This is a genomic window from Variovorax sp. Soil_C_33, assembly GCF_057656935.1.
Map to the genome: position 1 here is coordinate 59357 of NZ_JBDGJK010000010.1, position 25480 is coordinate 84836.

Below are 25480 nucleotides of genomic sequence, written 5' to 3' on the forward strand. Positions count from 1 at the left end.
TTACCCTTGTTCTGGTGCGGCGCGCACGGGGGAGGTGCGTCAGTGCGGCCTGGACTTCGCGCTGCGCGCCTCGCCGCGCGCCTGCGCCAACTCCTCCACCGCCATCCCCAACGCCCGAATCCCGGCCGGAATCTGCGCCGCCGCGATCGATGACAGGCGCAGCCGGAAGAAGGGGCACGGATACGGCGGCTTGGCGAAGAACACGTCGCCGGCCTCGATCAGCACGCCGTGGCTGCGCGCCATCAGCGCCAGCTCTGAGGCATCGACCCAGGTCGGCGCCTGCACCCAGATCGAGGCGCCGCCCGAGGGCAGCGTGAACTCGAAATCCGGCAGGTGGTCGCGCAGCGCCTGCGCCGCCAGCGCCAGCCGCTCCTGCATCGCATGGTTGACGCGCCGCGCATGCGACTCGTGGTGACCCAGCGACAGGAAGAGCGCATAGGCATGCTGCAGGAATGCGCTCGGATGCCGCACCATCGCATGGCGGATCAAACGCAGTTCCTTGATGAGCGCCCGCGGGGCGACGATGAAGCCCAGGCGCAGCGCCGGCGACAGGCTCTTGGACACCGAGCCGACGTAGATCACGCGGCCGGTCTTGTCCAGGCTCTTCAGGGCCGGCATCGGCGTGCCCTCGTAGAGATTCTCGGCCTCGTAGTCGTCCTCGATGATCACGAAGTCCTGCAGCTCGGCCTTGCGCAGCAGCCACTGGCGGCGCTCCAGGCTCAGCGTGGCCGTCGTCGGGCTCTGGTGCGAGGGGGTACAGAACAGGTAGTCGGCGGCCGGCAGCGCATCGACCACTAGGCCCTCTTCGTCGACGTCGATCTCGACCCACTTCGGGTTGCGCAGCGCGAAGCTGTTGCGCGCATGCGGATGGCCCGGCTCCTCCAACCCGACGCGCGTGTGCTCGTCGAACAGCGCATCGGCCAGCAGGTAGTAGGCATGCTGCGCGCCGAGCGTGACCAGGATCTCTTCCTTCAACGCGAACACGCCGCGCTTGGGCAGCAAGCGGGTGCGGATCTGCTCGATCAGGTCCGGCACATCGTCGGTCTCGAAGTCGGGCGTCCAGTGCGGCAGCTGCGAGCGCGCGAGGCTGCGTGCGCAGCATTCGCGGAAATCCTCGGTCGGAAAAAGCTGCGGATCGTAGGTGCCGTAGACGAAGGGGTACGGATAGTCGCGCCACTGGTCGGGCTTGGACAGCGTGGGCCGGTCGATCAGCGAGCGCAGCACGCGCGCCGACCATTCCGGCGGCTGGCCCGACTGGCCGCTGCGCCCCACCAGCGGCTCGGCCAGCGCGGCCGAGAGCGGCCGCGCGTTGGGCGCCACGAACACGCCGCTGCGCGGTCGCGCCTCCAGAAAGCCTTCATCCATCAGCTGCAGGTAGGCCGAAGTCACGGTGTTGCGGCTCAGGCCAAGCAGGGCCGCCAGTTCCCGCGACGAGGGTAAGGGCGCGCCGGGACTCAGGCGGTCTTCGAGGATGGCCTGCACCACCGCGGCGCGCAGCCGGCCCTGCAGGGGCAGGCCGGTCTGCTCGGGCAGCGCGAAGAGCTGCGCCCACTGGATGGATCGGGGGTTCGGCATGGTGCATCGCAGTTTAGGGCGGCGCACTGGCTCGGTCGAATCCCCGCATCTGGCCCTATCGCTGCGCGCGCGGGCTCTCTACGCTTCGAGCATTGCATGAACAAGGACAGGAGTTCCGCGTGACCGTGACCACCGCCACCCTCGAGGCCTTCAGCGACGCCTGGAACCGCCACGACATCGATGCGCTGATGAGCTTCATGAGCGAGGACTGCGTGTTCCAGGCCGCTGCCGGCCCCGACGCCTGCGGCGCCCGCCACAGCGGCACCGAAGCCGTGCGCCGCGCCTTCGCGGCTGCCTGGCAGGCCGTGCCCGATGCGCAGTGGATCAACGGCCGGCACTTCGTCACGGGCGATTTCGGCACCTCGCAATGGACCTTCACCGGCACGGCCGCCGACGGCAGCCGCATCGAGGCCGACGGCGTGGACATCTTCAGCTTCAAGGACGGAAAGATCGCCCTCAAGAACGCATTCCGCAAGGCGCGCCCCAACCTGCCTGCGGCCAGGTAATTCGCAGGGAGCCTCCATGACGATGACCGGCACCGCGCAGTTCAGCACTCAGGGGCAAGCCGCGCCCGCGCGCAAGCCCTACGACCCGCGCTACGACCCGCTGGTGGCCCCCGACCCGGGCGCCGGCCGCGCCTACGCGCCGACTTGGTGGGTGGCCAGCGCCGGCACGCCACCCCAGGACGACGGCCCGGTCGCGTGCGATATCGATGTCGACGTCGCGGTCATCGGATCGGGCGCCACCGGCATGTCGACTGCGCTCTACCTGGCGCAGGAGCACGGCATCCAGGCCACCGTGCTGGAAGCCAACCAGGCCTCGTGGGGCTGCTCGAGCCGCAGCGGCGGCCAGGGCCAGAACGCCAGCGGCCGGCTCAAGCGCTCGCAGTGGATCCGGCGCTGGGGCCTCGACGTGGCCAGGCAGCTCGACGCCGAGATCCGCAGCGGCTTCGAGAACTTCAGGCACCTGACGACGCAGATCGACTGCGATGCCTTCGACGGCGGCCACCTCTACCTCGCGCACCGGCCCGAGAAGCTCGCCGGCCTCGCGGCCGAGGCGCGCGTGATGCGCGAGCAATTCGGCTACGACACGCGCATGCTCACCGCCGAGGAAGTGCGGCGCGACTACTGCGACGAGCGCGAGACCGCAGGCGCCCTGTTCGAATCCGAAGGCGTGGGCATCCATCCGCTCAAATTCACCTTCGGGCTGATGAAGAAGGCGCGTGCGCTGGGTGTGAAGGTCCACACGGCGAGCCCGGTGCAGGGCTGGCAGACCATCGACGGCGTGCACCATCTGCAGACGCCGGGCGGCGTGGTGCGAGCGCGGCGCGTCGCCGTGTGCACTGGCGGCTACACGGGCCAGGCCCTCAACCCGCTGCTCAAGAACAAGATCATGCCGATCCTGTCGAACTCGGTGGTGACGCGGCCGCTGACCGAGGCCGAGCTGCAGGCCACCAACTTCAGGTCGCTCACTTTCCTGACCGACACGCGCACGCTGCGCTTCTACTACCGGCTGCTCAAGGGCAACCGGCTGCAGCTCGGCAGTCGCAGTTCGGTGAGCGGCGCCGATGCCGAGGACCCGGTGCACCTGAAGCTGCTCACCGACGCGATCGCGCGCAAGTTCCCGCCGCTCGCCGGCATCCCCATCGACTACTCGTGGTGGGGCTGGGTGGACGTGAGCCACGACATGATGCCGCGCATCACGCAGCCCGATGCGAACAAGAAGATCTGGTACGCGGTGGGCTACGGCGGCAACGGCGTGTCGTTCTCGACCTGGGCCGGCAAGCGGCTGGCCGAGCGCCTGGCCGGCAAGGACGCAGGGCGCAAGGTCTTCGAGCTGCCGATCTACAAGTCGCCGCTGCCCTTCCCCAATGTGCTGGGCCTGGTCGAGTCGCCGGCCTTCGCGCCGTTCCGGCGCCTGGGCCAGCGCGTGCTCTACAAGTGGTATTGGCTGCGCGACGAGAAGTGAGCCGGCCCGCTGCGCATCGGCAACGCAGAAGTCAGCTGCGCAGCGCCGTCATCTGGCTCACGCGGCACTGGCCGAACTCGCAGCGCACCGCCATGACCTGGCCGTTGGTGCAGGCCACGGTGTGGCGCTCGAAGCCCGGCCCCTTCTCCACCAACGTCGCCAGCGGCGTGGCGTTGCAGCGCTGCGCCTTGGCGAGCTGCTCCACGTTGTAGGTGTCCCGGCCCGTGGGCCGGATGCTTTCCACCGCCCGCAGCGCCGGCGGCACCCAGGTGACACGCACGCTCGGGTCGGTGTTGATGTAGCCCTTTTGCGCCATGCAGTTGGCCATCACGGTCTCCTGCTTGGTCTTCCAGGCGCGGCGCTCGGGCGTGTAGACCCAGTGGTTGAAGCCGACCAGTCCGCCGATCACCACGCCGCCGGCGAGCGTCGACCATCCTTGCAGGATGCCTATGCCGATCACGCCACCGTCGACCACGACCAGCGCATCGTCGTGCTGGCTGGCATTGAAAGGCACGTTCTTCGCGTTCGCGCGGCACTTGGCCACGTCCTGGTCGTAGACCGAACTCTCGACCGCCGACGGCGCCACCATGGGCACGTAGTCGGCGCCGGAACCCGAACCGGGGCCCTCCTGGGGCCGGGTTGCGCATCCACAGACCAAGGCTGTCGCGCACACGATGCTCAGCATTTTCTTCATGAAATCCCTCGACTGGTCCTCACTCCGGGGGTCGATTGAATCACACAAATAGTTACTTTCCAAAGCGACTTTTGAGGAATCCGCATGCAAACCTGCCATTCGGGGCTTTGAAGCCACAGCGAGGGTGGCGGAACCTGGCGAGTCGAGTCGCGCGGTTTGCCCCATGCTTTCTGCCGCCCTCCTCTGCCTCGTCGTCGCCGTCAGCGACGGCGACACCCTCAAGCTTCGCTGCGGCGAGCCCGGCGCCTACCGCCGGCTCACCGTGCGGCTGCATGCCGTCGATGCACCAGAGCTCGGCCAGCCCTTCGGCCGCCGCGCCAAGCGTGCACTCTCGGAGATCGCATACCGCAAGACCGCACGGCTGGACTGCGGCCAGACCGATCGCTACGACCGCCGCGTCTGCGAGGTGTGGGTGGCGCCCGCGTCCTGCACCGAAGCCCGCTGCCCGAAAACGCTCGATGTGGGTCTCGCCATGCTCGGCGCCGGCCTGGCCTGGTGGTCGCGCGCCCATGCCTCCGAGCAGAGCGCGGCCGAGCGCGGCCGATACAGCTTCGCCGAACGGGAGGCCAAGGCCAGGCGCGCCGGCCTGTGGGCCGAACGCAACCCGGTGCCGCCCTGGCAATGGCGGCCGGCGCATCCGTACCCCCGGTGAAAACGCGGCTCGGCGGATAGGCTTTTGCCCGCCGCCGCCGGCGATCAGCTCGCGGCGTACGCGGCCGTGCCGAGCGGACGCGCCAGCACGCGGTCGATGCGCCTGCCGTCGATCGCCGTGATCTCGAAGTTCCAGTCCGCGCAATCGATGCGCTCGCCGAGCTCGGGCAGATGGCCGGAGACGAAGATCAGCAAACCCGCCACGGTGTTGTAGCGCCCGCGCTCCTCCTCCGGCAGCTCGCGGATGCCGAGCCGCGCGCGCAGTTCGGACACCGGCATCAGGCCGTCGAGTTCCCACACGCCGTCGGGCCGTTCGTGAGCCCAGGCATCGCCCTGGGTGGCGGTCTGCAGCTCGCCGGTGATCGCCTCCAGCAGGTCGCGCGGCGTCATCAGGCCCTGCACCACGCCCCATTCGTCGACCACGAACACCAGCCGGCCGGCGCGTGTGCGGAACTGCTCGAGCAGCTCCATGCCCGTGAGCGTCTCGGGGACGAACACCGCAGGCTGCGCCACCGACTCGATGGTACCCTCGTGCGCCGGGCTCAGCGTCAAGAGGTGCGCCACGCTGATCACGCCCACCACATCGTCCAGCGAGGTGCGGCACACCGGGTACCAGGAGTGGACCAGGTTGAGCGCGCTCGCAGCCGACACCTTCTGCAGGCTCTGCGCGACGGTGAAGGAGGCCTCCAGCCATTCAATGTCGGCCCGCGGCACCATCAGCGAGCTCAGCCGGCGATCGTCGAGGTGGAACACGTTGCGCACCATCTGGTGCTCGTGCATTTCGATCACGCCGGCATCGACGCCCTCCTCGAGGCTGGCGGAAATCTCCTCCTCGGTCATCATGCGGGCCGCGCTCGAATCGATGCGCAGCAGCTTGAGCGTGGTCGCCGTGGCGCCTGCCAGCAAGAGCACGAAGGGCTTGGCGGCGGTGGCCAGCGCGCGCATCGGCCGCGCCACGTAGCGCGCCACCGGCTCGGGGTAGAGCTGGCCGATGCGCTTGGGCACCAGCTCGCCGAAAACAATCGTGAAGAAGGTGATGCAGGTCACCACGATGGCCGTCGACACGAAGCTGGCCCCGCCCGCGCCCAGACCCAGGCCCTGCATCCAGTGCGCAAGCGGCGCCGCGAAGGCCGCCTCGCCGACGATGCCGCTCAACATGCCGATCGAAGTGATGCCGATCTGCACGCTGGAGAGAAACTGCGTCGGATCCTCCATCAGCTTGAGCGCAGCCTCCGCCCCCGTGTCCCCCGCCTCGGCCAGCGCCGCAAGCCGCGCTCGACGGCTGGTGGAAAGCGCCATTTCGGACATTGCGAACAACGCGTTGAGCGTGGTCAGCAAGGCCAGCAGAAAAACATCCATGTATGCGGGAGAGAATGGGGAGATGGCACTCTACCTGATCGGCGATGTGCAGGGCTGCGACGAGCCCCTGCAGCGCCTGCTCGACGACATCGCTTTCTCTCCCAGCCGCGACACCCTGGTGCTGCTGGGCGACCTGGTCAACCGCGGCCCCGCGTCGGTCGAGGTGCTGCGGCGCGTGCAGCGCTACGGCGGCGCCGCGAAGACCGTGCTCGGCAACCACGACCTGCACCTGCTCGGCGTCGCGCAGGGCGCACGCAAGCTCGGCCGCAAGGACACGCTGCACGGCGTGCTGGAAGCGCCCGACCGCGAAGCCCTGCTCGACTGGCTGCGCCGGCAGCCCATGGCACTGCACCGTTTGGTGGGCGGCGGCGACCTGCTGATGGTGCATGCGGGCGTGCTGCCGCAGTGGAGCGTGGCCGACACGCTGGTCTATGCAGCCGAGGTCGAGTCGGTGCTGCGCGGTTCCGCAGCGGGCGAATTCCTGCACGAGATGTACGGCAACGAGCCCGCAAAATGGAGCGATACGCTCGGCGGCCATGCGCGGCTGCGCGCGATCGTCAATGCGCTCACGCGGCTGCGCTTCTGCACGGCGGATGGTCGGATGGAATTCGAAACCAAGGACGGGACAGCCTCCGCGCCCGCGGGTTTCATGCCCTGGTTCGACGTGCCCGGCCGCAGGACGCAAGCCGCGACCATCGCCTGCGGGCACTGGTCGACGCTGGGCTGGCTCTCGCGGCCCGACCTGATGTCCGTCGACACCGGCTGCGTCTGGGGCCGTTGCCTGAGCGCGGTGCGCATCGGCGCGACGCTCGCGGAGCGCGAACTGATCCAGGTCCGCTGCCCGGCAGTGCAGAAGCCGGCGGGCTGAGCCCCTAATTGGCCTGTGCTGCGGTCTTGAACAGCGCCGCGACCTTGCGCTTGCTCTTGATGTTGCTCGAGATGCCGCGCGAAGGCGTGGTCTTGGCGGCCGCTTCCCAGGCCGGTGCGGCTTCGCGCTCCGGCGTCTCGTAGGGCTGCTCGAAGAAGGGATCGCGCGGCGCCGCGGGTGCGCGGTGCGGCCGGCTGCTGCGCATGGGGCGGGCTTCGCTGCGTTCGCGCGGCTGGTCGAGCACATCGCGCGCATCGCCGGCCTCGCCCTCGTCGCGCCAGTGGCGGCGGCCGTCGTTGATGCGGCCGCGCGGGCGGTCTTCCTCGAACTCGACGGGTTCCAGCTCGATCTTCTTCTTGATCAGCTTCTCGATGTCGGCCACCAGGCGCACGTCGTTGCCGCCGCTGGCAAAGCTCACCGCCAGGCCCGAGGCGCCGGCGCGGCCGGTGCGGCCGATGCGGTGCACGTAATCTTCGGCGTTGAACGGAATGTCGAAGTTGAAGACCGCCGGCACGTCCTTGATGTCGAGGCCGCGGGCCGCGACGTCGGTGGCCACCAGCAGGTCGACCTCGCCGGCCTTGAAGGCCGCGAGGGCCTTCAGGCGCTCGTCCTGGCTCTTGTCGCCGTGCAGGGCGGTGGTATTCAAGCCCTCGCGTTCGAGCGAACGCGCAAGCCGCGCACACCCCAGCTTGCTGTTGACGAACACGAAAGCCTGCTTGAGGCCGCGCTGCTTCAGGATCTGCTTGAGCGCGCGGCGCTTGTCGTCGTCGCTCACACTGTAGAAATGCTGCTCGACGGTGGAAGCGGTTTCGTTCGGCCGCGCCACCTCGATGGTGACCGGGTTCTGCAGGTAGCTGCCGGCCAGGCGCTTGATCTCGGGCGAGAAGGTGGCCGAGAACAGCAAGGTGGTGCGCTGCTTGGGCAGGAACGAGAGGATGCGCTGCAGGTCGGGCAGGAAGCCGATGTCGAGCATGCGGTCGGCCTCGTCGAGCACCACGTATTCGACCTGGTTGAGCACCGCGTTCTTGGCCTCGATGTGGTCAAGCAGCCGGCCCGGCGTGGCGACCAGCACCTCGACGCCCTTCTTGAGTTCCAGCGTCTGCGGCTTCATGTCGATGCCGCCGAACACCACGGCGCTGCGCAGGTTGGTGTACTTGGCGTAGAGCTTGACCTGCTGCGCCACCTGGTCCGCCAGCTCGCGCGTGGGCAGCAGCACCAGGGCGCGCACCGGATGGCGCGCCGGCGAGGTCGAGCTGTTCTCGTGCTTGAGCATGCGCTGCAAAAGCGGCAGCGAGAAGGCAGCGGTTTTCCCGGTGCCGGTCTGCGCTGCGCCCATCACGTCCTGGCCCGCGAGGACCACCGGAATGGCCTGCTCCTGGATCGGCGTCATGGTTTCGTAGCCCATTTCGGCCACGGCGCGCGCCAGCGGTTCGGCCAGGGAAAGATTGGAGAAGGAGCTTGTCATGAAGCCGGGTATTGTCGCACTGCGGCAAAAGACGGCGATGACAGTGCGGTGACTGCGCGCCTAGCTATCTTTTCGATAGCGGACAACGCAGCAAAAACGGGCAATCGGCCCTTGCACGCTCAAAGACTGCGGGTGTTGAAGGTGTCGCAGGCCTTCATCGAACCGCTCTTCAGCCCGGTCGTGAACCAGCGCTGGCGCTGGGCGCTGGTGCCGTGGGTGAAGCTGTCGGGCACCACTGCCCGGCCCGCCGAGCGCTGCAGCGCGTCGTCGCCGATCTTCGCGGCGGCATTCATTGCCGCCTCCACGTCGCCCTGCTCGAGAATCTGGCGTGCGTTCTGCGCCTTGTTGGCCCAGACGCCGGCAAAGCAGTCGGCTTGCAGTTCGACGCGCACGCTCAGCGCATTGCTGTCGGCCTGGCTGATGCGGCCGCGCATCGAGTCGACCTTGGCCGTGATGCCGAGCTGGTTCTGCACATGGTGGCCGACCTCGTGCGCGATCACGTAGGCCTGCGCGAACTCGCCCGGGGCGCCGAGTTCGCGCTTCAGGGTGTCGAAGAAGCCGAGATCGATGTAGACCTTCTGGTCGCCCGGACAGTAGAAGGGACCCATGGCGCTCTGGCCGGTGCCGCAGGCCGTGGGCGTGGCGCCGCGGAACAGCACCAGCCTGGGCTGGCGGTAGGTCGAACCGGCCTGCTGAAAGATCGGGGTCCAGACGTCTTCGGTGTCGGCCAGCACGACCGAGACGAAGCGTGCCGCCTCGTCGTTGGCCGGCGGCGCCGGGGCCCGCTGCTGCTGCTGGACGATCGGCGCTTCGCCGCCGCCGGCGAACATGCTGAGCAACGTGAGCGGATTGATGCCGAAGATCCAGCCCGCGAGCAGTGCCACGACGATGGTGCCGATGCCGACACTCCGCCCGCCGATCGGCAAGCCGCCAAAGCCGCCGCCGCCTTCGCCCCGGCGGTCTTCCACGTTCTCGGATTCGCGGTTGCCTTCCCACTTCATGACGCTCTCCTGCTCAGGCCTTCGGCAGTGTCACACCCCGCTGGCCCTGGTACTTGCCGCCACGGTCTTTGTAGCTCGTTTCGCAGACCTCGTCACTCTCGAAGAACAGCACTTGCGCGCAGCCCTCGCCGGCATAGATCTTGGCCGGCAGCGGCGTGGTGTTGCTGAACTCCAGCGTCACGTAGCCTTCCCACTCGGGCTCGAAAGGCGTGACGTTGACGATGATGCCGCAGCGCGCATAGGTGCTCTTGCCCAGGCAGATGGTCAGCACGTTGCGCGGGATGCGGAAGTACTCCACCGTGCGCGCCAGCGCGAAGCTGTTGGGCGGGATGATGCAGAAGTCGCCATGGAAATCGACGAAGCTCTTCTCGTCGAAGTTCTTCGGGTCGACCACCGTGCTGTGGATGTTGGTGAAGACCTTGAACTCGGGCGCGCAGCGGATGTCGTAGCCGTAGCTCGAGGTGCCGTAGCTGATGATGCGGTGGCCGTCCTGCTCGCGGATCTGGCCCGGTTCGAAGGGCTCGATCATGCCGTTCTTTTCGGCCATTCGCCGGATCCATTTGTCGCTCTTGATGCTCATGTGAGGTCTACGCTGCGGGGGTGCCGGGGATTGTGGCATGCCGCTGATCGGCCGCCAGCGCCTCCGGAAGCGTCACGGCCCCGACACCGCCGAAGAAGAGCTCGGACACCATCGCGCCGATCGCGTCGTGATCGAGCTCGCGCCCCGGCTTCATCCAGGTGAACATCCAGTTGATCATGCCGAACAGCAGCATCGCCATCGGCTTGCCGAGCTTGCTCTGCGGATCCTCGCCGCGCACCTCGGCGATGGTGCGCGCGAAGGCGGCGACCACGCGCCGCTCCACGTTCAGGATGCGCTCCTGGTCCTCTTCGCGCAGGAAGCGCACATCTTCGGTCAGCACGCGCTGGGCGTTCTGGGCGATCGCGTACTCCGCCACGAAGCGCCGGATGAGCTCGGCGAGCCGGGCCTCTGGCGCCTGGTACTCGCGCAGCACCTCCTGCACCACCGACTCGAGCCTCTGCACGTGATCCTCGGCGATGCGCACCGCCAGGTCGTGCTTGTCGCGCACGTAGTGGTAGAGCGTGGCCTTCGACACGCCGCAGGCCGCGGCCACCTCGTTCATCGAAGTACCCGCGTAGCCGCGCTGCGCGAACAGCTGCGCCGCGTTGGAAAGAATCATTTCTCGCTGGCCGTCGTAGCCGGCCGGGTCACGCACGCGAGCCATCCGGCAGCGCCCTTTCCGTTGATGTTGTTGTCAGTATGCGCAAGTGCGAAATCCGAAGAAGCCGTCATCGCGCTGCGGCATGGCAAAGCCGCGGCGCTTCGGCGAGCGCAGGCGCGCGCGCGTGGCAAGCGATGCGCCCCGCAGCACGTGGGCCTGGCCGAAGATCGGCTGCGGATCGAACTCCGTGCCGCCGCTCCAGGGGTCGGGACGGAAGCCCGGCCAGGGCTTCAGCGTGCCCGCGGTCCATTCGTGGACGTCGGCCCAGCGGAAGCCCCGGCGCGCGGCGGTGTGGGCCGCGATTTCCCACTCCACCTCGGTCGCGAGACGGCGCCCGGCCCAGCGTGCCCAGGCATCGGCCTCCCACCAGGCCACGTGCACCGCGCTCTGGTTGCCCGCCGCGCGCACGGTGCGCCCGAAGCGCTGCTGCAGAACCGAGCCGCCGGTGCCGCGACGCGCGGCGCCGATCTGGACCACGTGGCGCGGCCCGCGCCGCCCTTCGGGCTGCCGCTCGAGCCACTCGAGTCCTTCGGGATGCCACAGGTCCTCGCGGTCGTAACCGCCGTCGTCGACAAACTCCACGTACTGGCTCCAGGTGACGGGCTGGGCGTCGATCTCGAACTCCGGGACTTCGACCTGGAGCCGGCCGCGCTCCTGCGCGAATGCGAAGCCGGCATCGGCCACGCCCAGTTCCCAGGCGGTGGCCGGAATGAGGAGCGGCTCGCGCACGATCGCGGTCGGCTCCTGCTCGACGCCCAGCGGCAGGCCCAGCGTCTGGGCCATCACCACCAGCTGCTCGCCGCGCAGGTCCTCGTGAAACAGCGCGAGCCGGTAGAAGTAGAGACCGGTGTCGGTCTCGACCGCATGTTCGAGCAGCTCGAGCGTGCTTTCCAGCGTATCGAGCAAGTAGGCCTTGGTCTGGGCGAGATCGGGCAGCTCGGGCGACCAGCGATCCATCCAGGCGATCTGCGCCGGATTCCAGCACGCGTCGGCCTGCGGTTCGATCGCAGCCAGCCGCGTCGGCCGCACCGGGCAGTCGATGCCGAAGGCGCGCTGGGTATTGCGCCCGATCCACCATTCCGCGAACCAGCCGATGTGGCCGGCCAGCCAGACCGGCGGCTCGACCCCGTCCTGGCGCGGCACGGCCAGCGCAGCCGAATCCAGCGCCTGCTCGTAAAGCGCGAGAAGGTGCAGCGTGTGGTTGCGCGCATCGATCAGCGCCAGCGAGAGCAGTTCGCGGCCCGCACGGCACATGTCGGGCGAATCGATCGAAAAAGGCAGGCTGGGGGTGCCGAACGGCGTGCTGGACGGCGGGCTCGCAGGCATGGGTCATTATGGCCACCTGCCTCGCAGCTCGCTACGACCATGGAGCTCCACGGGTAAACCCACCCGCCCGCGCCAGGACTGGGCCCTGCATCGGGGCGTTACCATTGCGGGCTTTGCGCCGACCCTACCCGACTGGCGCCAGAACTCTTTCCCGCAGGGAGACAACCCTTGTCCGCATTACTCAAATTCGCGCTGACCATGGACTGGATCAGTGCCCAGTTCGGCAAGGTGGCGGCATGGGCTGTCCTCGCCGCGTCGGTGATTTCCGCCGGCAACGCCTTCGTGCGCTATGGCCTGGACTTCAGTTCCAACGCCTGGCTCGAGATCCAGTGGTACCTGTTCGCCGCCACCGTGATGCTCGGCGCGCCGCTCGTGCTCAAGCTCAACGAACACGTGCGCGTGGACATCATCTACGGCAAGCTCAAGCGCAACGGCCCGGTGTACGTCGACCTCTTCGGCCTGGTCTTCTTCCTGCTGCCCGTGATGGGCCTGCTCTTCTGGCTGAGCTTCCCCTTCTTCCTCGGCATGCTCAAGAGCGGCGAGATGTCGGGCAACATCGGCGGCCTCATCCGCTGGCCCGCGGCCTTGATGATGCCGCTGGGCTTCGGCGCCATGTTCCTGCAGGGCGTGGCCGAAATCATCAAGCGCATCGCCTACCTGCGCGGCCTGATCGAGATGGACACGCACTACGAGAAGCCGGTGCAGTGAACGCCGCAACGAAACGCACACCGCCCCGCTTCGCAGGATAAAAAAGATGCAGATGGAAAATTTCGCCCCGATCATGTTCGCGGGGCTGATCGTGATCATGCTGATCGGCTTTCCGGTCGCGTTCTCGCTCTCGGCGCTGGGCCTGCTCAGCGGCTTCATCGCGATAGAGATGGGCTGGTTCCCGGCCGGCTTCATGGCCAACCTCCCGCTCAACGTGTTCGGCATCCTGTCCAACGAGACGCTGCTGGCGATTCCCTTCTTCACGCTGATGGGCGCCGTGCTCGAGAAGTGCGGCCTGGCCGAGGACATGCTCGATTCGATGGGCCAGCTCTTCGGCCCGGTGCGCGGCGGCCTCGGCTACTCGGTGATCATCGTCGGCTTCATTCTCGGCGCCATCACCGGCACCGTGGCCGGGCAGGTGATCGCGATGGCGATGATCTCGCTGCCGGTGATGATGCGCTACGGCTACAACATGCGCTATTCCACCGGCGTGCTGGCGGCCTCGGGCACCATCACGCAGCTGGTGCCGCCCTCCCTGGTGTTGATCGTCATGGCCGACCAGCTCGGCACCGACGTCGGCCAGATGTACAAGGGCGCATGGGGGCCGTCGATCCTGCAGGTGCTGATCTTCGCGCTCTACACCTTCCTGGTTTCGCGCATCCGCCCGAGCTACGTGCCCGGCGTGCCGGTCACCGCGCGCACGCTCGTCGGCTGGGCGCTGTGGGGCAAGTGCCTGCGCGGCATCATCCCCTCGGCCATCCTGATCTTCGCCGTGCTCGGCTCGATGGGCGGCCTGCCCTTCATGGAGCATGCGATCGCGACGCCGACCGAGGCCGGCGCCATGGGCGCCATCGGCTCGCTGGTGCTGGCCGCCATCCACCGGCGCCTCAACTGGCAGATGCTCAAGGAAGCGACGAACGGCACCATGCGCCTCACGGCCATGGTGGTCTTCATCCTGATCGGCTCGCGCGTGTTCTCGCTCGTATTCCAGGGCGTGGACGGCGCGAAGTGGATCGAGCACCTGCTCTCCGGCCTGCCCGGCGGGCAGATCGGCTTCCTGATCGCGGTCAACGTCTTCATCTTCTTCCTGGCCTTCTTTCTCGACTTCTTCGAGATCGCCTTCATCATCCTGCCACTGCTCGGGCCGGTCGCGGCCAAGCTCGGCATCGACATGGTGTGGTTCGGCGTGCTGCTGTGCGTGAACATGCAGACCTCCTTCATGCATCCGCCCTTCGGCTTCGCGCTGTTCTACCTGCGCGGCATCGCCGACACGCTGTTCAAGAACAATGCGCTGCCGCGCAAGATCGATTCGCGCGACATCTACCTGGGCGCGATCCCGTGGGTCGGGCTGCAGCTGCTGCTGGTGGCGATCGTGATCTTCTTCCCGCAGACCGTCACCGTGTTCCTCGACAAGAAGGTCGAGGTCGACGTCGACAAGGTGCAGCTCGAGATGCCGGCCGACTCGCAGGGGCCGGGCGGCGGCATTAACATGGAAGATCCGTTCGGCACCCAGAAGCCGGCCGAGCCCGACGCCCTGCCGATGCCGGAGCCCGAGCCTCCGAGCCCTGGCGCCGACAAGAAGCAGTGAGCGACGCAGTCGACGCCCCGGCCGCGCTGGAGAGCCCGGCCTACCCGCCTTTGGTGCGAACGCTGGCGGTCGTTCTGGTGATCGACCTGATCGGCTTCGGCCTCTGGAGCCTGCCGTCGCTGCGCAGAGTGGACTGGTCCACACCCAGCCTCCTGGTTTTTGGGGTGGCGGCCCTGTGCATCCTCTGGGTCGGCTACTGGATCGTCTACAGCCGCACGCGCCTCGAAGGCGATGTGCTCACGCAGACCTGGCTCTGGACCAAGCGCGAGCACGCGGCCGATGTGGCGCAACTCAAGCTCGTGCACTGGCGCTGGCTCGAGCGTGTCATTGCGCCGCGCCTGCTGGTGCGCCGCCGCAATGGCGCCCTCACCTGGTTCCATTCGGCCGACGCGCGGCTGCTCACTGGCTTTGCCGAACGCGTCGCCGAACGCATCGCCATGAAAAAAGCCCCGCCGTAGCCGGCGGGGCTTTTTGTCTTGAGGCGAAGCGCGCTCAGAGCTTCTGCTGCTGCATGAAGCGATCGTAGGTGCCTTCGGTGAAGCGGAACCAGGCGTTCTGGTCGGCCAGGAACTTGGCGTAGTCGGTGTAGACCTTCTTCCACTCGGGGTTGCTGTTGTTCAGGTCCGCGTAGATCTGCTGGGCCGACTTGAAGGCCGCGTTCATCACGTCCTGCGTGAAGGGGCGCAGCTTGGTGCCGGAGCCGACCAGCTGCTTGAGCGCGATCGGGTTCTTGGCGTCGTACTTGGCGGTCATCGTGACGTGGGCATGCGCGGCCGCCACTTCGACGATGGCCTTGTACTCGGCCGGCAGGCCTTCCCATGCCTTGTTGTTGATGTAGAAGTCCAGCTGCGGACCGCCTTCCCACCAGCCGGGGTAGTAGTAGAACGGCGCGACCTTGTTGAAGCCGAGCTTCTGGTCGTCGTACGGGCCGACCCACTCGAGCGCATCGATCGTTCCCTTTTCGAGCGCGGGATACAGATCGGCACCCGGGATCGATTGCGGAATCATGCCGAAGGGCTCGAGCACCTTGCCCGCGATCGGGTTGGTGCGGAACTTCAGGCCCTTCAGGTCGGCGAGCGACTTGATTTCCTTGCGGAACCAGCCGCCCATCTGCGCGCCCGTGTTGCCGCCCGGCAGGTTGACGACGTTGTACTTGGCGTAGAAGTCGCGCATCAGCTTCAGGCCGTTGCCTTCGTACATCCATGCGTTCATCTGGCGCGTGTTCATGCCGAAGGGCACCGCACAGCCCAACGCGAAGGTCGGGTCCTTGCCATAGAAGTAGTACGGCGCGGTGTGCGCCATCTCGACCGAGGCGTTCTGCACGCCGTCGAGCACACCCAAGGCCGGCATCAGCTCACCACTGGCATGCACCGAGATCTGGAACTTGCCGCCCGTCATGTCGCTCACCTTCTTCGAGAACGTCTCGGCCGTTCCGAAGATAGTGTCCAGCGACTTCGGGAAGCTGGACGCCAGACGCCAGCGAACGGCAGCCTGCGCATGAACCGCCGGCGCGATGCCGGCAGCGAGGACGCCGGCGATGCCTGCGTTTTTGATGAGGGAACGACGATCCATTGAATTCACTCCGAGTGCATTGAAAAACGAGAACGCGGCTTGTGGCCGCGTTGCTGACTTGTTGAGTCGAGCGCGATTGTAAAAAGTGCTTACACCGTGCCGGGGGGGGTTTTCCCTGCGGCAGAGGCATCGTCGAAGCAGTGCCGGATCGATTGCTCGATGCCCGCCGCATCGAGCCCGATGCTGGCCAGCAGCTTGCCCGGGTCGCCATGCTCGACAAAGCGATCGGGCAGGCCGAGCTGCAGCACGGGTTTGTGCACCTGCGCGGCTTGCAAGGCTTCCAGCACGGCGCTGCCCGCCCCGCCCATGACGGCACCCTCCTCGATCGTCACGATGGCCTCGTGCGTGCCGGCGACCTGCAGCAGCAGTTCGACGTCGAGCGGCTTGGCCCAGCGCATGTTGAGCACCGTGGCATCGAGCGCCTCCGCGGCCTTCAGCGCCGGATAGAGCAAGGTGCCGAAGGCGAGGATGGCGATGCGCCGGCCTTCGCGGCGGACTTCGCCCTTGCCGAAGGGCAGCGCATCGAGCGTGAGCCCGGGCGTGACGCCGGCGCCCGCGCCGCGCGGATAGCGCACCGCCACCGGATGGTTCTGCGCGAAGGCGCTGGAGAGCAGCTGCCGGCACTCGGCCTCGTCGGCCGGGCAGGCCAGGCTCATGTTGGGAATGCAGCGGATGAAGGCGATGTCGTAGGCGCCCGCATGCGTGGCGCCGTCGGCGCCCACCAGGCCGGCGCGATCGAGCGCGAACACCACCGGCAGGTTCTGGATCGCGACGTCGTGGATGAGCTGGTCGTAGGCGCGCTGCAGGAAGGTCGAATAGATCGCGACCACCGGCTTCAGCCCCTCGCAGGCCAAGCCGGCCGCGAACGTGACCGCATGCTGCTCGGCGATGCCGACGTCGTAATAGCGCTCGGGAAAGCGCTGCTCGAACTCGACCAGCCCCGAGCCCTCGCGCATGGCGGGCGTGATGCCGACCAGCCGGCCGTCCTGCGCAGCCATGTCGCACAGCCAGCTGCCGAAGACCTGCGTGAAGGTCTGCTTGGGCGCCGTGGCGGGCTTGACGAGGCCGACCGCCGGATCGAACTTGGAAGGCCCGTGGTAGGCCACCGGATCGGCCTCGGCCAGCTTGTAGCCCTGGCCCTTCTTGGTGACCACGTGCAGGAACTGCGGGCCTTCGAGATGCTTGAGATTCTCGAGCGTCGGCACCAGCGAATCGATGTCGTGGCCGTCAATCGGGCCGACGTAGTTGAAGCCGAACTGCTCGAACAGCGTGGCCGGCACCACCATGCCCTTGGCATGCTGCTCGAAGCGCTTGGCCAGCTCGAACAGCGGCGGCGCGGCGCGCAGCACGGTCTTGCCAACGTTCTTGGCCGCGGCGTAGAAGTTGCCGCTCATGAGCTGCGCGAGGTAGCGGTTGAGCGCGCCGACCGGCGGGCTGATCGACATGTCGTTGTCGTTCAGGATCACCAGCAGCTTGCAATGGCAGACACCCGCGTTGTTGAGCGCCTCGAAAGCCATGCCGGCGGTCAGCGCGCCGTCGCCGATGATCGCGACCGAGTGGCGGTCCTCGCCCTTCTGCTTGGCCGCCATCGCCATGCCGAGCGCAGCCGAGATGCTGGTCGACGAGTGCGCGGTGCCGAAGGTGTCGTACTCGCTCTCGGTGCGCTGCGGAAAGCCGGAGATGCCGCCGATCTGGCGCAGCGTGGGCATGCGCTCGCGCCGGCCAGTCAGGATCTTGTGCGGGTAGGTCTGGTGACCCACGTCCCACACCAGGCGGTCGTGCGGCGTGTTGAACACGTGGTGCAGCGCGACCGTGAGTTCGACCGTGCCGAGGTTGGAGCTCAGGTGCCCGCCGGTGCGCGACACGTTGTCGAGCACGCAGCTGCGCACTTCGTCGGCCAGCTGCTTGAGCTGCGCGCGGTCGAACTGCCGCAGGACGGAAGGATCGTGGATGGTGGGAAGCAGCGGAGCCATGGGGAGACTTTTTGTTATCGGTCGCGGTCCACGACCATGTGGGCCAGCGCACGCAGCGCGCCGGTATCGGCGAGCGTGCTGCGATCGAGCGCGGCCAGCGCCTGGGCCAGCAGTTCGCGGGCCTGGGCCCGCGCGCCGTCGAGGCCGAGCAGGGAGACATAGGTGGGCTTGTCGCTCGCGGCATCCTTGCCGGCCGTCTTGCCCAGGGTCTGCGAATCGGCGACGACGTCGAGGATGTCGTCAACCACCTGGAAGGCGAGGCCGATGGCGGCGCCGTAGTCGCGCAGCGCCGCGAGCGCCTCGGCCGCGATCGCGCCACCGCAGGCCGCGCCCATTTCGACGCTGCCCTGCAGCAGGGCGCCGGTCTTCAGCCGATGCATCTCGCGCAGCCGTGCTTCGTCGAGTGCCAGGCCGACGCTCGCGAGATCGATGGCCTGGCCGCCGGCCATGCCCTGGCTGCCGGCAGCGCGGGCCAGGAGGCGGCACAGGTTCGCCTGCACCGCTGGCGCGACGCTGTCGCCGTCGGGCGTGAGCAGTTCGAAGGCCAGCGCCTGCAAGGCATCGCCGGCCAGGAGCGCATCGGCTTCGCCGAACCTCACGTGCACGGTCGGCTTGCCGCGGCGCAGGACGTCGTTGTCCATGCACGGCAGGTCGTCATGCACCAGCGAATAGGCATGGATCAGCTCGACCGCGCAGGCGGCGCGCAGCGCGGCCTCGGCCTGGCCGCCCACGGCCTCGCTGGCCGCGAACACCAGCAGGGGACGCAGCCGCTTGCCGCCGTCGAGCACGGCATAGCGCATCGCGTCGCCGAGCAGTACCGGCGCATCGACGCCGACCCATTGCGACAGCGCGGCCTCGACGCGCGCAAGCTGCGGATCGCTCCACGCGGCAAGGCGTCGGGCGTCCCAGCGCAAGGCATCGGCGACCGTCATTCGCCCGTCCAGACCTTGAGGCCGCCCGCATCGAGCACCTTGATCTGGTCTTCGACCGCCTGCAGCTTGTCGCGGCAGAACGCCAGCAGCACCGCGCCGCGCTGGTAGCTGCCGAGCAGCTGGTCGAGCGGCAGCTGGCCCGATTCGAGTTCGGTCACCAACTGTTCGAGTTCCTGGAGCCCGGCTTCGTAGCTTGCGGGCAGCGCACCGGTATCGGGAGAGCCAGGCGGGGCCGGCGGAGAAATGGGAGGCACCTTGGGCATGCGGTGATGGGGATGAAACCGGGCATTTTAGGGCGGGGGGCGGGAACCTATGCCCACGGGTACAATCCCACGTCTTCCAAGCCGGCACCCGCCGGCATTTTTCACCCGCCGCCGCACCCCTTCTTCGACGGCAACCTTCCGTTCTCTTTCTCTCCCTGTGGGGAGCTTGGTCAGGTCACCCATGTCTGATTTAAGTCTTCAACTGCAGCAGGCTTCGAGCCAACTCCCGGTTTCCGCGTACTTCGACGAGGCGCTCTATGCCCGCGAGCTGCAAACGCTTTTCGCCGCCGGCCCGCGCTACGTCGGCCATCGGCTCGCCGTGCCCGAACCGGGCAACTACCACACCTTGCCGCAGGAGCAGCAGGGCCGCGCGCTGGTGCACACGCCCAAGGGCGTGGAGCTGGTCTCCAACGTGTGCCGCCACCGGCAGGCGCTGATCCTGCAGGGCCGCGGCGAACTCGATGCCCGGACCGGCGGCAACATCGTCTGTCCGCTGCACCGCTGGACCTATGCGGCGGCCGACCCCCGCACCACCGGCCAGCTGATCGGCGCGCCGCATTTCGAGAAGGACCCCTGCCTCAATCTGCACAACTACCCGCTGAGCGAGTGGAACGGCCTCCTGTTCGAGAAGAACGCCACGGGCAGGAAGCGCGACGTCGCGGCCGAGCTCGCGAGCCTCGGCCCGCGCGCCGACCTCGACTTCGAGGGCTATGCGCTCGACCGCGTCGAGCTGCACGAGTGCAACTACAACTGGAAGACCTTCATCGAGGTCTACCTCGAGGACTACCATGTCGGCCCCTTCCATCCGGGCCTCGGCAGCTTCGTCACCTGCGAAGACCTGCGCTGGGAATTCAACCGCTACTACTCGGTGCAGACGGTCGGCGTCGCCAACCGGCTCGGCCGCGCCGGCAGCCCGGTCTACCAGAAGTGGCAGGAGCAGCTGCTCAAGTACCGCGACGGCAAGCCGCCCAAGTACGGCGCGATCTGGCTCACCTACTACCCGCACGTGATGATCGAGTGGTATCCCCATGTGCTCACGGTTTCGACCCTGCATCCGGTGGGCCCGCAGAAGACGCTCAACATGGTCGAGTTCTTCTATCCCGAGGAGATCGTCGCCTTCGAGCGCGAATTCGTGGAGGCGCAGCAGGCCGCGTACATGGAAACCTGCGTGGAAGACGACGAGATCGCCGAACGCATGGACGCCGGCCGCCGCGCGCTGATGCTGCGCGGCGACGACGAGAGCGGCCCCTACCAGAGCCCGATGGAAGACGGCATGCTGCAGTTTCACGAGTGGTACCGCCACGAGATGCGATAAGTGCAAGCGTTGTGGATGGTGCTGGCCGCACTGATCTTCGCCACCATGGGCGTGTGCGTGAAGATCGCCTCGGCCTGGTTCACGAGCGCCGAGCTGGTGCTCTACCGCGGCTTGATCGGCATCGTCTTCCTCTGGGTGCTGGCTCGCAGCCGCGGCGTCAGCCTCGCCACGCGCTATCCCGGCATGCACGCCTGGCGCAGCCTGATCGGCGTGTTCTCGCTCGGCGCCTGGTTCTACGCGATCGCGCACATGCCGCTCGCCACCGCGATGACGCTCAACTACATGAGCAGCGTCTGGATCGCCGCCTTCCTGGTCGGCGGCGCCCTGCTCGCCTGGGTGCCGGTGCCTGGCCGCGACGGGCGCATCCCACGGCCGCCGCTGCAGGGCCCGCTGGTGCTCACCGTGCTCGCGGGCTTCGGCGGCGTGGTGCTGATGCTCAAGCCCACGGTGGGCGACAACCAGGGCTTCGCCGGGCTCATGGGACTGCTGTCCGGGCTGACCGCCGCCTTCGCCTACATGCAGGTGGTGGCGCTCTCGCGGGCCGGCGAACCCGAGGCGCGCACGGTGTTCTACTTCGCGCTCGGCTCCGCCGTGGCGGGTGGCGCGGCCGCCCTGCTGGGCGGCTTCACGCCTTGGGACCAGTGGACCTGGCGCCATGCCCTGTGGCTGCTGCCGGTGGGCGTGCTGGCGGCGCTGGGACAGCTGTGCATGACCTACGCCTACTCGAGCGCCAAGACCGAAAGCGGTACGCTCGTGGTCGCGAACCTGCAGTATTCGGGCATCGTCTTCGCGGCGATCTACAGCGTGCTGCTGTTCGGCGACCGCATCGACGCGGCCGGTTGGGCCGGCATGGCGTTGATCGTCGTGAGCGGCATCGCCGCCACCGTCTTGCGCCAGCGCTCGCTGCCCAAGGCGCCTGCGGAAGAGCATTGAAGGAGCTCACATGTACACGACCCTGATTTCCGTCGACCAGCTCATGGCGCTGCAGGAAAGCGGCACCCCGCTGATGGTGTTCGACTGCAGCTTCGACCTGACGAAGCCCGAAGCCGGCGGCGAGCAGTACCGCGCGGCCCACATTCCGGGCGCCGTCTACGCCAACCTCGACACCGACCTGAGCGCGAAGCACGGCCTGCCCGGCGCGCGCGGCGAGGTCGTGGTGGTGGCGACGGACGAGGGCCCGCCGGCCTCGGGCGGGCGCCACCCGCTGCCCAGCCGAGAGAAGTTCGCGGCCTGGCTGTCCAGCGTCGGCTTCGGCAACGACATGCAGGCCGTGGTCTACGACCGCAACGGCGCCAACTACTGCGGCCGGCTCTGGTGGATGCTCAAGTGGATGGGGCACGAGGCGGTCGCCGTGCTCGACGGCGGACTGCAGACCTGGCAGGCAGCCGGCGGTTCCTTGACCGGCGGCGAAGAGCCCGCGCGCTTCCAGTCGAACTTCGTCGCCGACACGCCCTTGCTCGCGCTCGCCGATACGCAGACCGTCGCCTCGCGGCTCGAGCAGGCCGGCCAGACGCTGATCGATGCGCGCGCCGCGGCACGCTATCGCGGCGAGGTGGAACCTCTGGACCCGATCGCGGGTCACATCCCCGGGGCCCTGAACCGGCCCTTCACCGAAAACCTCGGTCCCGACGGCAAGTTCAAGCCAGCCGCCCAGTTGCGCGCCGAGTTCGAAGCGCTGCTGGCGGGCCGGGATCCCGCAACGGTCGTCCATCACTGCGGCAGCGGCGTGAGCGCCGTGCCCAATCTGCTCGCGATGCAGATCGCCGGGCTGGGGCCGACCGCGCTCTATGCCGGCAGCTGGAGCGAGTGGAGCAACACGCCGGGGCTGCCGACCCGGCAAGGTGCGAAAGCATGAATTTCCAACGCGCTTTTTCCGGTCTCGCGCTCGCGTCCCTGCTCGCGGCGGCGTCCGGGGCCGCGATGGCGCAGGCACAGCAACGCGCGCATGTGCACGGCCAGCTCAAGCTCGACGTCGCGGTCGACGGGCCGGCGATCGTGATCGCGATGGAGTCGCCGCTCGAGAATTTCGTCGGCTTCGAGCATGCGCCGAAGACCGATGCCGAGAAGAAGGCCGCCGAGGCTGTCGTGGCCCAGCTGCGCGCGGCCGACCAGCTGTTCAAGATCGATCCGGCAGCCAACTGCAAGCTCGGGCCCATTGCCCTGCAATCGACGGCGCTGGGCCTGGGCAAGGCCGAGGCCGGCACCGGCGTCGCCGAAGGCCATGCCGACCTGGACGGCAGCTTCGCCTTCAACTGCACCAATGCGGCAGCGGCCAAATTCATCGACATCGGCCTGTTCACCGCCTTCAAGGGCATGCGCCAGATCGATGCCCAGATCGTCACGCGCGAGGGCCAGTTCAAGCGCACGCTGAAACGGCCGAATTCGCGGCTGGCCTGGAGCAAGTGACTCCGGTTCTCAGCGTCGAGTCGCTGCGCTTCGCCTGGCCCGGCGCCGACGCGCCCTGCATCGACATCGAGCGGCTCGAGATCGCGGCCGGCGAGGCCGTGTTCCTGCACGGGCCCAGCGGCTGCGGCAAGAGCACGCTGCTGTCGCTCCTGGCCGGCGTGCTGGTGGCCGACGCGGGCCGCGCGACGCTGCTGGGCCACGACTGGGCGGCGCTTTCGGGCAGCGCGCGCGACCGCAACCGGGTCGCGCATGTGGGCTACATCTTCCAGCAGTTCAACCTGCTGCCCTACCTCAGCGTGCTCGACAACGTGCTCCTGCCCTGCCGCTTCTCGGCCCGCCGCATGGCACAGGCCTCGCGCGCGGGCCCGGCGCGGGCGCAGGCGCAGCAGCTGCTGGAACGGATGGGCCTGGACGCCGGCCTGTGGCAGCGCCAGGCGATGGCGCTCTCGGTGGGCCAGCAGCAGCGCGTGGCTGCAGCGCGCGCGCTGATCGGCCAGCCTGAAGTCGTGATCGCCGACGAGCCGACCTCGGCGCTCGACGAAGACCGGCGCGAGGCTTTTCTCGACGTGCTGGTCGCGGCCTGCCAGGCCAGCCATAGCGCGCTGGTGTTCGTGAGCCACGACCAGCGCATCGCGGCGCGCTTCGGCCGCCACATCCTCCTGCCCGAGATCAATCGCGCCGCGGGAGGCGCTGCATGAAGGCCTTGTTCGGCATCGCCTGGAAGAGCGCCTGGAACCGCCGCTTCACGCTCGCGCTCACAGTGCTGTCGATCGCGCTGTCGACCTTCCTGCTGCTCGGCGTCGAGCGCATCCGCACCGAGCTGCGCGCGAACTTCTCCTCCTCCGTCTCGGGCACCGACCTGATCGTGGGCGCGCGCACCGGCTCCTCGCAGCTCCTGCTCTACTCGGTGTTCCGCATCGGTGCCGCCACCAACAACATGCAGTGGAAGAGCGTGCAGGCACTGGCCGAGCACCCGGGCGTGGACTGGGTCCTGCCGCTCTCGCTCGGCGATTCGCACCGCGGCTTCGCGGTGCTCGCGACCACGCCCGAGTACTTCCGGCACTTCCGCTACGGCGAGCGCCAGTCGCTGCAGATGCGCGAAGGCAGGCCCTTCGCCGAGCTCTTCGATGCGGTCGTCGGCGCCGAGGTGGCCGACCGGCTGGGCTACCACGTCGGCCAGAAGATCACGCTCGCGCACGGCAGCGGCGAGCTCAACGTCGCCGAGCACGCGGACAAGCCCTTCACCGTGGTAGGCGTGCTCGCGCGCACCGGCACGCCGGTCGACCGCACGGTGCACATCGGCCTGCCGGCGATGCAGGCCATCCACCTCGAATGGGCCGGCGGCGCGCCGATGCCGGGCGTTCGGATCCCGGCCGAGCAGGTGCGCAAGTTCGACCTCACGCCCAAGAACGTGACCGCGGTGCTGGTCGGCCTGAAGAACCGCGCCGCGGTGTTCGGCGTGCAGCGCTGGGTCTCGAACTATCCGGGCGAAGCGCTGATGGCCATCCTGCCCGGCGTAGCGCTCGACGAGCTCTGGAGCGTGGTCGGCATCGGCGAAAACGCGCTCCTGCTGATGTCGGCGCTGGTCGCGCTGGTCAGCCTCGCCGGCCTGGTGTCGGTGGTGATGGCCGGCCTCAACGAACGCCGCCGCGAGCTCGCAGTGCTGCGCGCGGTGGGCGCCAGCCTGCGCCACGTGCTGGCGCTGCTGGCGCTCGAAGGCGCATGGGTCACGCTGCTGGGCGTGGCGATCGGCGTGCTCTTCGCGGTTCTCGGCATCGCCCTGCTCGCGCCGTGGCTGCAGGCCCAGTTCGGCCTGGCGCTGCGCCTCAGTGAACCTACACTGAACGAATGGATACTGCTCGCCGGCCTGCTGGCGGCCGGCTGGCTGGCCAGCCTGCTGCCCGGCGTTCGCGCCTACAGGCTCTCGCTGGCCGATGGCCTTTCACCGAGGATCTGAAGATGAAGAAGACGATGCTGCGTTCCCTGTTGTTGGCCCTTGGCGCCGCGACGACCATGACCTTCGCCGCCGACCCCGCGCCGCAGACGACCTCGCCGACCAACCCGCTGGGCGGCAAGGCCGCTGCCGCCAAGCCCGCGGCGGGCCAGCCCCGGCTCATCTCGTGGGAAGAGCTGGTGCCCAAGGACTGGGACCCGATGAAGGAATTCAAGGGCATGGACCTGAGCAAGCTGCAGGACGGCGATCCGCGCGCCAACGAGCTGCTCATGAAGATGCAGGAGGTCTCGAACAACGCGCCGACCAATCCGGAGATGAACGGCGTCGAGGTGAAGATTCCGGGCTTCATCGTGCCGCTCGAAGAGAGCAAGGGCGAGATCACGGAGTTCCTGCTGGTGCCTTACTTCGGCGCCTGCATCCACACGCCGCCGCCGCCGGCCAACCAGATCCTGCACGTGCGCCCGCGCCAGGGTGCGAAGTTCCGCGCCATGGACACGGTGTGGGTCACCGGCAAGCTGCAGACCCTGCGCAACGACTCGATGATGGGCGTGAGCGGCTACCACGTCACCGCCGAGAGCGTGACCAAGTACACGGGCGGCGCCAAGTAGCTGACGGCGCTGT

At 68.1% G+C, this 25480-nt stretch carries 26 protein-coding genes; 14 read left to right on the forward strand and 12 right to left on the reverse strand.

Features of this window, described 5'->3' with window-relative positions; all coding sequences use genetic code 11:
- Positions 1 to 39: 39 nt before the first annotated feature.
- A complete protein-coding gene (gene pdxR, locus AC3A6B_RS16665; protein WP_487837793.1) occupies positions 40 to 1575 on the reverse strand; it encodes a MocR-like pyridoxine biosynthesis transcription factor PdxR in 1536 nt (511 codons plus the stop codon).
- A 119-nt stretch (positions 1576 to 1694) separates the two neighbouring features.
- On the opposite strand from pdxR, the gene AC3A6B_RS16670 reads away from it, so the two are divergent.
- Both AC3A6B_RS16670 and AC3A6B_RS16675 read left to right on the forward strand, forming a co-directional pair.
- Positions 1695 to 2081 (forward strand): nuclear transport factor 2 family protein, encoded by a 387-nt coding sequence (locus AC3A6B_RS16670; protein WP_487837794.1) that lies wholly within the window; start codon positions 1695 to 1697, stop codon positions 2079 to 2081.
- A 16-nt stretch (positions 2082 to 2097) separates the two neighbouring features.
- A complete protein-coding gene (locus AC3A6B_RS16675) occupies positions 2098 to 3543 on the forward strand; it encodes an NAD(P)/FAD-dependent oxidoreductase (RefSeq protein ID WP_487837795.1) in 1446 nt (481 codons plus the stop codon).
- 31 nt (positions 3544 to 3574) lie between these two features.
- On the opposite strand, the gene AC3A6B_RS16680 is transcribed toward AC3A6B_RS16675, so the two are convergent.
- Positions 3575 to 4237 (reverse strand): hypothetical protein, encoded by a 663-nt coding sequence (locus tag AC3A6B_RS16680; protein WP_487837796.1) that lies wholly within the window; start codon positions 4235 to 4237, stop codon positions 3575 to 3577.
- Between the two features lie 163 nt (positions 4238 to 4400).
- Between AC3A6B_RS16680 and AC3A6B_RS16685 the strand changes: the two genes are divergently transcribed.
- Complete coding sequence (locus AC3A6B_RS16685; protein WP_487837797.1) at positions 4401 to 4889, forward strand: thermonuclease family protein; 489 nt, start codon at positions 4401 to 4403, stop codon at positions 4887 to 4889.
- Between the two features lie 44 nt (positions 4890 to 4933).
- Here AC3A6B_RS16685 and AC3A6B_RS16690 read toward each other — a convergent pair whose 3' ends face one another.
- A complete protein-coding gene (locus AC3A6B_RS16690) occupies positions 4934 to 6247 on the reverse strand; it encodes a hemolysin family protein (protein WP_487837798.1) in 1314 nt (437 codons plus the stop codon).
- A 22-nt stretch (positions 6248 to 6269) separates the two neighbouring features.
- Here AC3A6B_RS16690 and AC3A6B_RS16695 point away from each other — a divergent pair, with 22 nt between their 5' ends.
- A complete protein-coding gene (locus AC3A6B_RS16695; protein ID WP_487837799.1) occupies positions 6270 to 7115 on the forward strand; it encodes a symmetrical bis(5'-nucleosyl)-tetraphosphatase in 846 nt (281 codons plus the stop codon).
- A gap of 4 nt (positions 7116 to 7119) precedes the next feature.
- Here AC3A6B_RS16695 and AC3A6B_RS16700 read toward each other — a convergent pair whose 3' ends face one another.
- The 5 genes from AC3A6B_RS16700 to AC3A6B_RS16720 form a co-directional block, all read right to left on the reverse strand.
- Positions 7120 to 8580 (reverse strand): DEAD/DEAH box helicase, encoded by a 1461-nt coding sequence (locus AC3A6B_RS16700; RefSeq protein WP_487837800.1) that lies wholly within the window; start codon positions 8578 to 8580, stop codon positions 7120 to 7122.
- Positions 8581 to 8699: 119 nt separating this feature from the next.
- Positions 8700 to 9581, reverse strand: coding sequence for a KPN_02809 family neutral zinc metallopeptidase (ypfJ, locus tag AC3A6B_RS16705; protein ID WP_487837801.1), 882 nt, complete (start codon positions 9579 to 9581; stop codon positions 8700 to 8702).
- A 13-nt stretch (positions 9582 to 9594) separates the two neighbouring features.
- Entirely contained in the window at positions 9595 to 10161 is a 567-nt protein-coding gene (gene dcd / locus AC3A6B_RS16710; RefSeq protein WP_126838377.1) for a dCTP deaminase, read from the reverse strand.
- A gap of 7 nt (positions 10162 to 10168) precedes the next feature.
- Positions 10169 to 10825, reverse strand: coding sequence for a TetR/AcrR family transcriptional regulator (locus AC3A6B_RS16715; RefSeq protein WP_487837802.1), 657 nt, complete (start codon positions 10823 to 10825; stop codon positions 10169 to 10171).
- A 30-nt stretch (positions 10826 to 10855) separates the two neighbouring features.
- On the reverse strand, positions 10856 to 12148 hold the full coding sequence (locus tag AC3A6B_RS16720; protein WP_487837803.1) for an SUMF1/EgtB/PvdO family nonheme iron enzyme: 1293 nt from the start codon (positions 12146 to 12148) through the stop codon (positions 10856 to 10858).
- A gap of 168 nt (positions 12149 to 12316) precedes the next feature.
- On the opposite strand from AC3A6B_RS16720, the gene AC3A6B_RS16725 reads away from it, so the two are divergent.
- The 3 genes from AC3A6B_RS16725 to AC3A6B_RS16735 are packed head-to-tail and all read left to right on the forward strand — an operon-like array spanning position 12317 to position 14902.
- The gene (locus AC3A6B_RS16725; protein ID WP_487837804.1) at positions 12317 to 12856 is read left to right on the forward strand and encodes a TRAP transporter small permease subunit; all 540 of its coding nucleotides are present in this window, start codon (positions 12317 to 12319) and stop codon (positions 12854 to 12856) included.
- Between the two features lie 46 nt (positions 12857 to 12902).
- Positions 12903 to 14444 carry a TRAP transporter large permease gene (locus AC3A6B_RS16730; protein ID WP_487837805.1) on the forward strand — a complete coding sequence of 514 codons (1542 nt, stop codon included), beginning with the start codon at positions 12903 to 12905 and terminating at the stop codon, positions 14442 to 14444.
- Positions 14441 to 14902 (forward strand): hypothetical protein, encoded by a 462-nt coding sequence (locus AC3A6B_RS16735; RefSeq protein ID WP_487837806.1) that lies wholly within the window; start codon positions 14441 to 14443, stop codon positions 14900 to 14902. The genes AC3A6B_RS16730 and AC3A6B_RS16735 overlap by 4 nt, the downstream gene beginning before the upstream one ends.
- Before the next feature lie 34 nt (positions 14903 to 14936).
- On the opposite strand, the gene AC3A6B_RS16740 is transcribed toward AC3A6B_RS16735, so the two are convergent.
- The 4 genes from AC3A6B_RS16740 to xseB form a co-directional block, all read right to left on the reverse strand.
- A complete protein-coding gene (locus AC3A6B_RS16740) occupies positions 14937 to 16016 on the reverse strand; it encodes a TRAP transporter substrate-binding protein (RefSeq protein ID WP_487837807.1) in 1080 nt (359 codons plus the stop codon).
- Between the two features lie 89 nt (positions 16017 to 16105).
- A complete protein-coding gene (dxs, locus tag AC3A6B_RS16745; protein WP_487837808.1) occupies positions 16106 to 17989 on the reverse strand; it encodes a 1-deoxy-D-xylulose-5-phosphate synthase in 1884 nt (627 codons plus the stop codon).
- Positions 17990 to 18003: 14 nt separating this feature from the next.
- On the reverse strand, positions 18004 to 18921 hold the full coding sequence (locus AC3A6B_RS16750; protein ID WP_487837809.1) for a polyprenyl synthetase family protein: 918 nt from the start codon (positions 18919 to 18921) through the stop codon (positions 18004 to 18006).
- The gene (gene xseB / locus AC3A6B_RS16755) at positions 18918 to 19184 is read right to left on the reverse strand and encodes an exodeoxyribonuclease VII small subunit (protein ID WP_487837810.1); all 267 of its coding nucleotides are present in this window, start codon (positions 19182 to 19184) and stop codon (positions 18918 to 18920) included. Before xseB ends, AC3A6B_RS16750 begins: the two co-directional genes overlap by 4 nt.
- A gap of 181 nt (positions 19185 to 19365) precedes the next feature.
- Here xseB and AC3A6B_RS16760 point away from each other — a divergent pair, with 181 nt between their 5' ends.
- Genes AC3A6B_RS16760 through AC3A6B_RS16790 form a run of 7 tightly spaced genes read left to right on the forward strand, consistent with a single transcriptional unit; the run spans position 19366 to position 25467 of the window.
- Entirely contained in the window at positions 19366 to 20499 is a 1134-nt protein-coding gene (locus AC3A6B_RS16760; protein WP_487837811.1) for an aromatic ring-hydroxylating oxygenase subunit alpha, read from the forward strand.
- Positions 20500 to 20514: 15 nt separating this feature from the next.
- Positions 20515 to 21432, forward strand: coding sequence for a DMT family transporter (locus AC3A6B_RS16765; protein WP_487837950.1), 918 nt, complete (start codon positions 20515 to 20517; stop codon positions 21430 to 21432).
- 10 nt (positions 21433 to 21442) lie between these two features.
- Entirely contained in the window at positions 21443 to 22354 is a 912-nt protein-coding gene (locus AC3A6B_RS16770; protein WP_487837812.1) for a sulfurtransferase, read from the forward strand.
- On the forward strand, positions 22351 to 22905 hold the full coding sequence (locus tag AC3A6B_RS16775; RefSeq protein WP_487837813.1) for a DUF2796 domain-containing protein: 555 nt from the start codon (positions 22351 to 22353) through the stop codon (positions 22903 to 22905). The genes AC3A6B_RS16770 and AC3A6B_RS16775 overlap by 4 nt, the downstream gene beginning before the upstream one ends.
- Positions 22902 to 23603, forward strand: a complete 702-nt coding sequence (locus AC3A6B_RS16780; protein ID WP_487837814.1) for an ABC transporter ATP-binding protein — start codon at positions 22902 to 22904, stop codon at positions 23601 to 23603. Before AC3A6B_RS16775 ends, AC3A6B_RS16780 begins: the two co-directional genes overlap by 4 nt.
- Positions 23600 to 24862, forward strand: a complete 1263-nt coding sequence (locus tag AC3A6B_RS16785; RefSeq protein ID WP_487837815.1) for an ABC transporter permease — start codon at positions 23600 to 23602, stop codon at positions 24860 to 24862. Before AC3A6B_RS16780 ends, AC3A6B_RS16785 begins: the two co-directional genes overlap by 4 nt.
- 2 nt (positions 24863 to 24864) lie before the next feature.
- A complete protein-coding gene (locus tag AC3A6B_RS16790; protein ID WP_487837816.1) occupies positions 24865 to 25467 on the forward strand; it encodes a DUF3299 domain-containing protein in 603 nt (200 codons plus the stop codon).
- The last annotated feature ends 13 nt before the right edge of the window (positions 25468 to 25480 follow it).

What these genes read in the sequence shown, in the direction of transcription:
- dcd (WP_126838377.1), bottom strand. Translation starts at nt 10,161, where the DNA reads ATGAGCATCAAGAGCGACAAATGGATCCGGCGAATGGCCGAAAAGAAC.
- xseB (WP_487837810.1), bottom strand. Translation starts at nt 19,184, where the DNA reads ATGCCCAAGGTGCCTCCCATTTCTCCGCCGGCCCCGCCTGGCTCTCCC.
- ypfJ (WP_487837801.1), bottom strand. Translation starts at nt 9,581, where the DNA reads ATGAAGTGGGAAGGCAACCGCGAATCCGAGAACGTGGAAGACCGCCGG.
- AC3A6B_RS16790 (WP_487837816.1), top strand. Translation starts at nt 24,865, where the DNA reads ATGAAGAAGACGATGCTGCGTTCCCTGTTGTTGGCCCTTGGCGCCGCG.
- AC3A6B_RS16690 (WP_487837798.1), bottom strand. Translation starts at nt 6,247, where the DNA reads ATGGATGTTTTTCTGCTGGCCTTGCTGACCACGCTCAACGCGTTGTTC.
- AC3A6B_RS16675 (WP_487837795.1), top strand. Translation starts at nt 2,098, where the DNA reads ATGACGATGACCGGCACCGCGCAGTTCAGCACTCAGGGGCAAGCCGCG.
- AC3A6B_RS16700 (WP_487837800.1), bottom strand. Translation starts at nt 8,580, where the DNA reads ATGACAAGCTCCTTCTCCAATCTTTCCCTGGCCGAACCGCTGGCGCGC.
- AC3A6B_RS16740 (WP_487837807.1), bottom strand. Translation starts at nt 16,016, where the DNA reads ATGGATCGTCGTTCCCTCATCAAAAACGCAGGCATCGCCGGCGTCCTC.
- AC3A6B_RS16715 (WP_487837802.1), bottom strand. Translation starts at nt 10,825, where the DNA reads ATGGCTCGCGTGCGTGACCCGGCCGGCTACGACGGCCAGCGAGAAATG.
- AC3A6B_RS16720 (WP_487837803.1), bottom strand. Translation starts at nt 12,148, where the DNA reads ATGCCTGCGAGCCCGCCGTCCAGCACGCCGTTCGGCACCCCCAGCCTG.
- dxs (WP_487837808.1), bottom strand. Translation starts at nt 17,989, where the DNA reads ATGGCTCCGCTGCTTCCCACCATCCACGATCCTTCCGTCCTGCGGCAG.
- AC3A6B_RS16750 (WP_487837809.1), bottom strand. Translation starts at nt 18,921, where the DNA reads ATGACGGTCGCCGATGCCTTGCGCTGGGACGCCCGACGCCTTGCCGCG.
- AC3A6B_RS16695 (WP_487837799.1), top strand. Translation starts at nt 6,270, where the DNA reads ATGGCACTCTACCTGATCGGCGATGTGCAGGGCTGCGACGAGCCCCTG.
- AC3A6B_RS16765 (WP_487837950.1), top strand. Translation starts at nt 20,515, where the DNA reads ATGGTGCTGGCCGCACTGATCTTCGCCACCATGGGCGTGTGCGTGAAG.
- AC3A6B_RS16775 (WP_487837813.1), top strand. Translation starts at nt 22,351, where the DNA reads ATGAATTTCCAACGCGCTTTTTCCGGTCTCGCGCTCGCGTCCCTGCTC.
- AC3A6B_RS16760 (WP_487837811.1), top strand. Translation starts at nt 19,366, where the DNA reads ATGTCTGATTTAAGTCTTCAACTGCAGCAGGCTTCGAGCCAACTCCCG.
- AC3A6B_RS16685 (WP_487837797.1), top strand. Translation starts at nt 4,401, where the DNA reads ATGCTTTCTGCCGCCCTCCTCTGCCTCGTCGTCGCCGTCAGCGACGGC.
- AC3A6B_RS16680 (WP_487837796.1), bottom strand. Translation starts at nt 4,237, where the DNA reads ATGAAGAAAATGCTGAGCATCGTGTGCGCGACAGCCTTGGTCTGTGGA.
- AC3A6B_RS16770 (WP_487837812.1), top strand. Translation starts at nt 21,443, where the DNA reads ATGTACACGACCCTGATTTCCGTCGACCAGCTCATGGCGCTGCAGGAA.
- AC3A6B_RS16730 (WP_487837805.1), top strand. Translation starts at nt 12,903, where the DNA reads ATGCAGATGGAAAATTTCGCCCCGATCATGTTCGCGGGGCTGATCGTG.
- pdxR (WP_487837793.1), bottom strand. Translation starts at nt 1,575, where the DNA reads ATGCCGAACCCCCGATCCATCCAGTGGGCGCAGCTCTTCGCGCTGCCC.
- AC3A6B_RS16785 (WP_487837815.1), top strand. Translation starts at nt 23,600, where the DNA reads ATGAAGGCCTTGTTCGGCATCGCCTGGAAGAGCGCCTGGAACCGCCGC.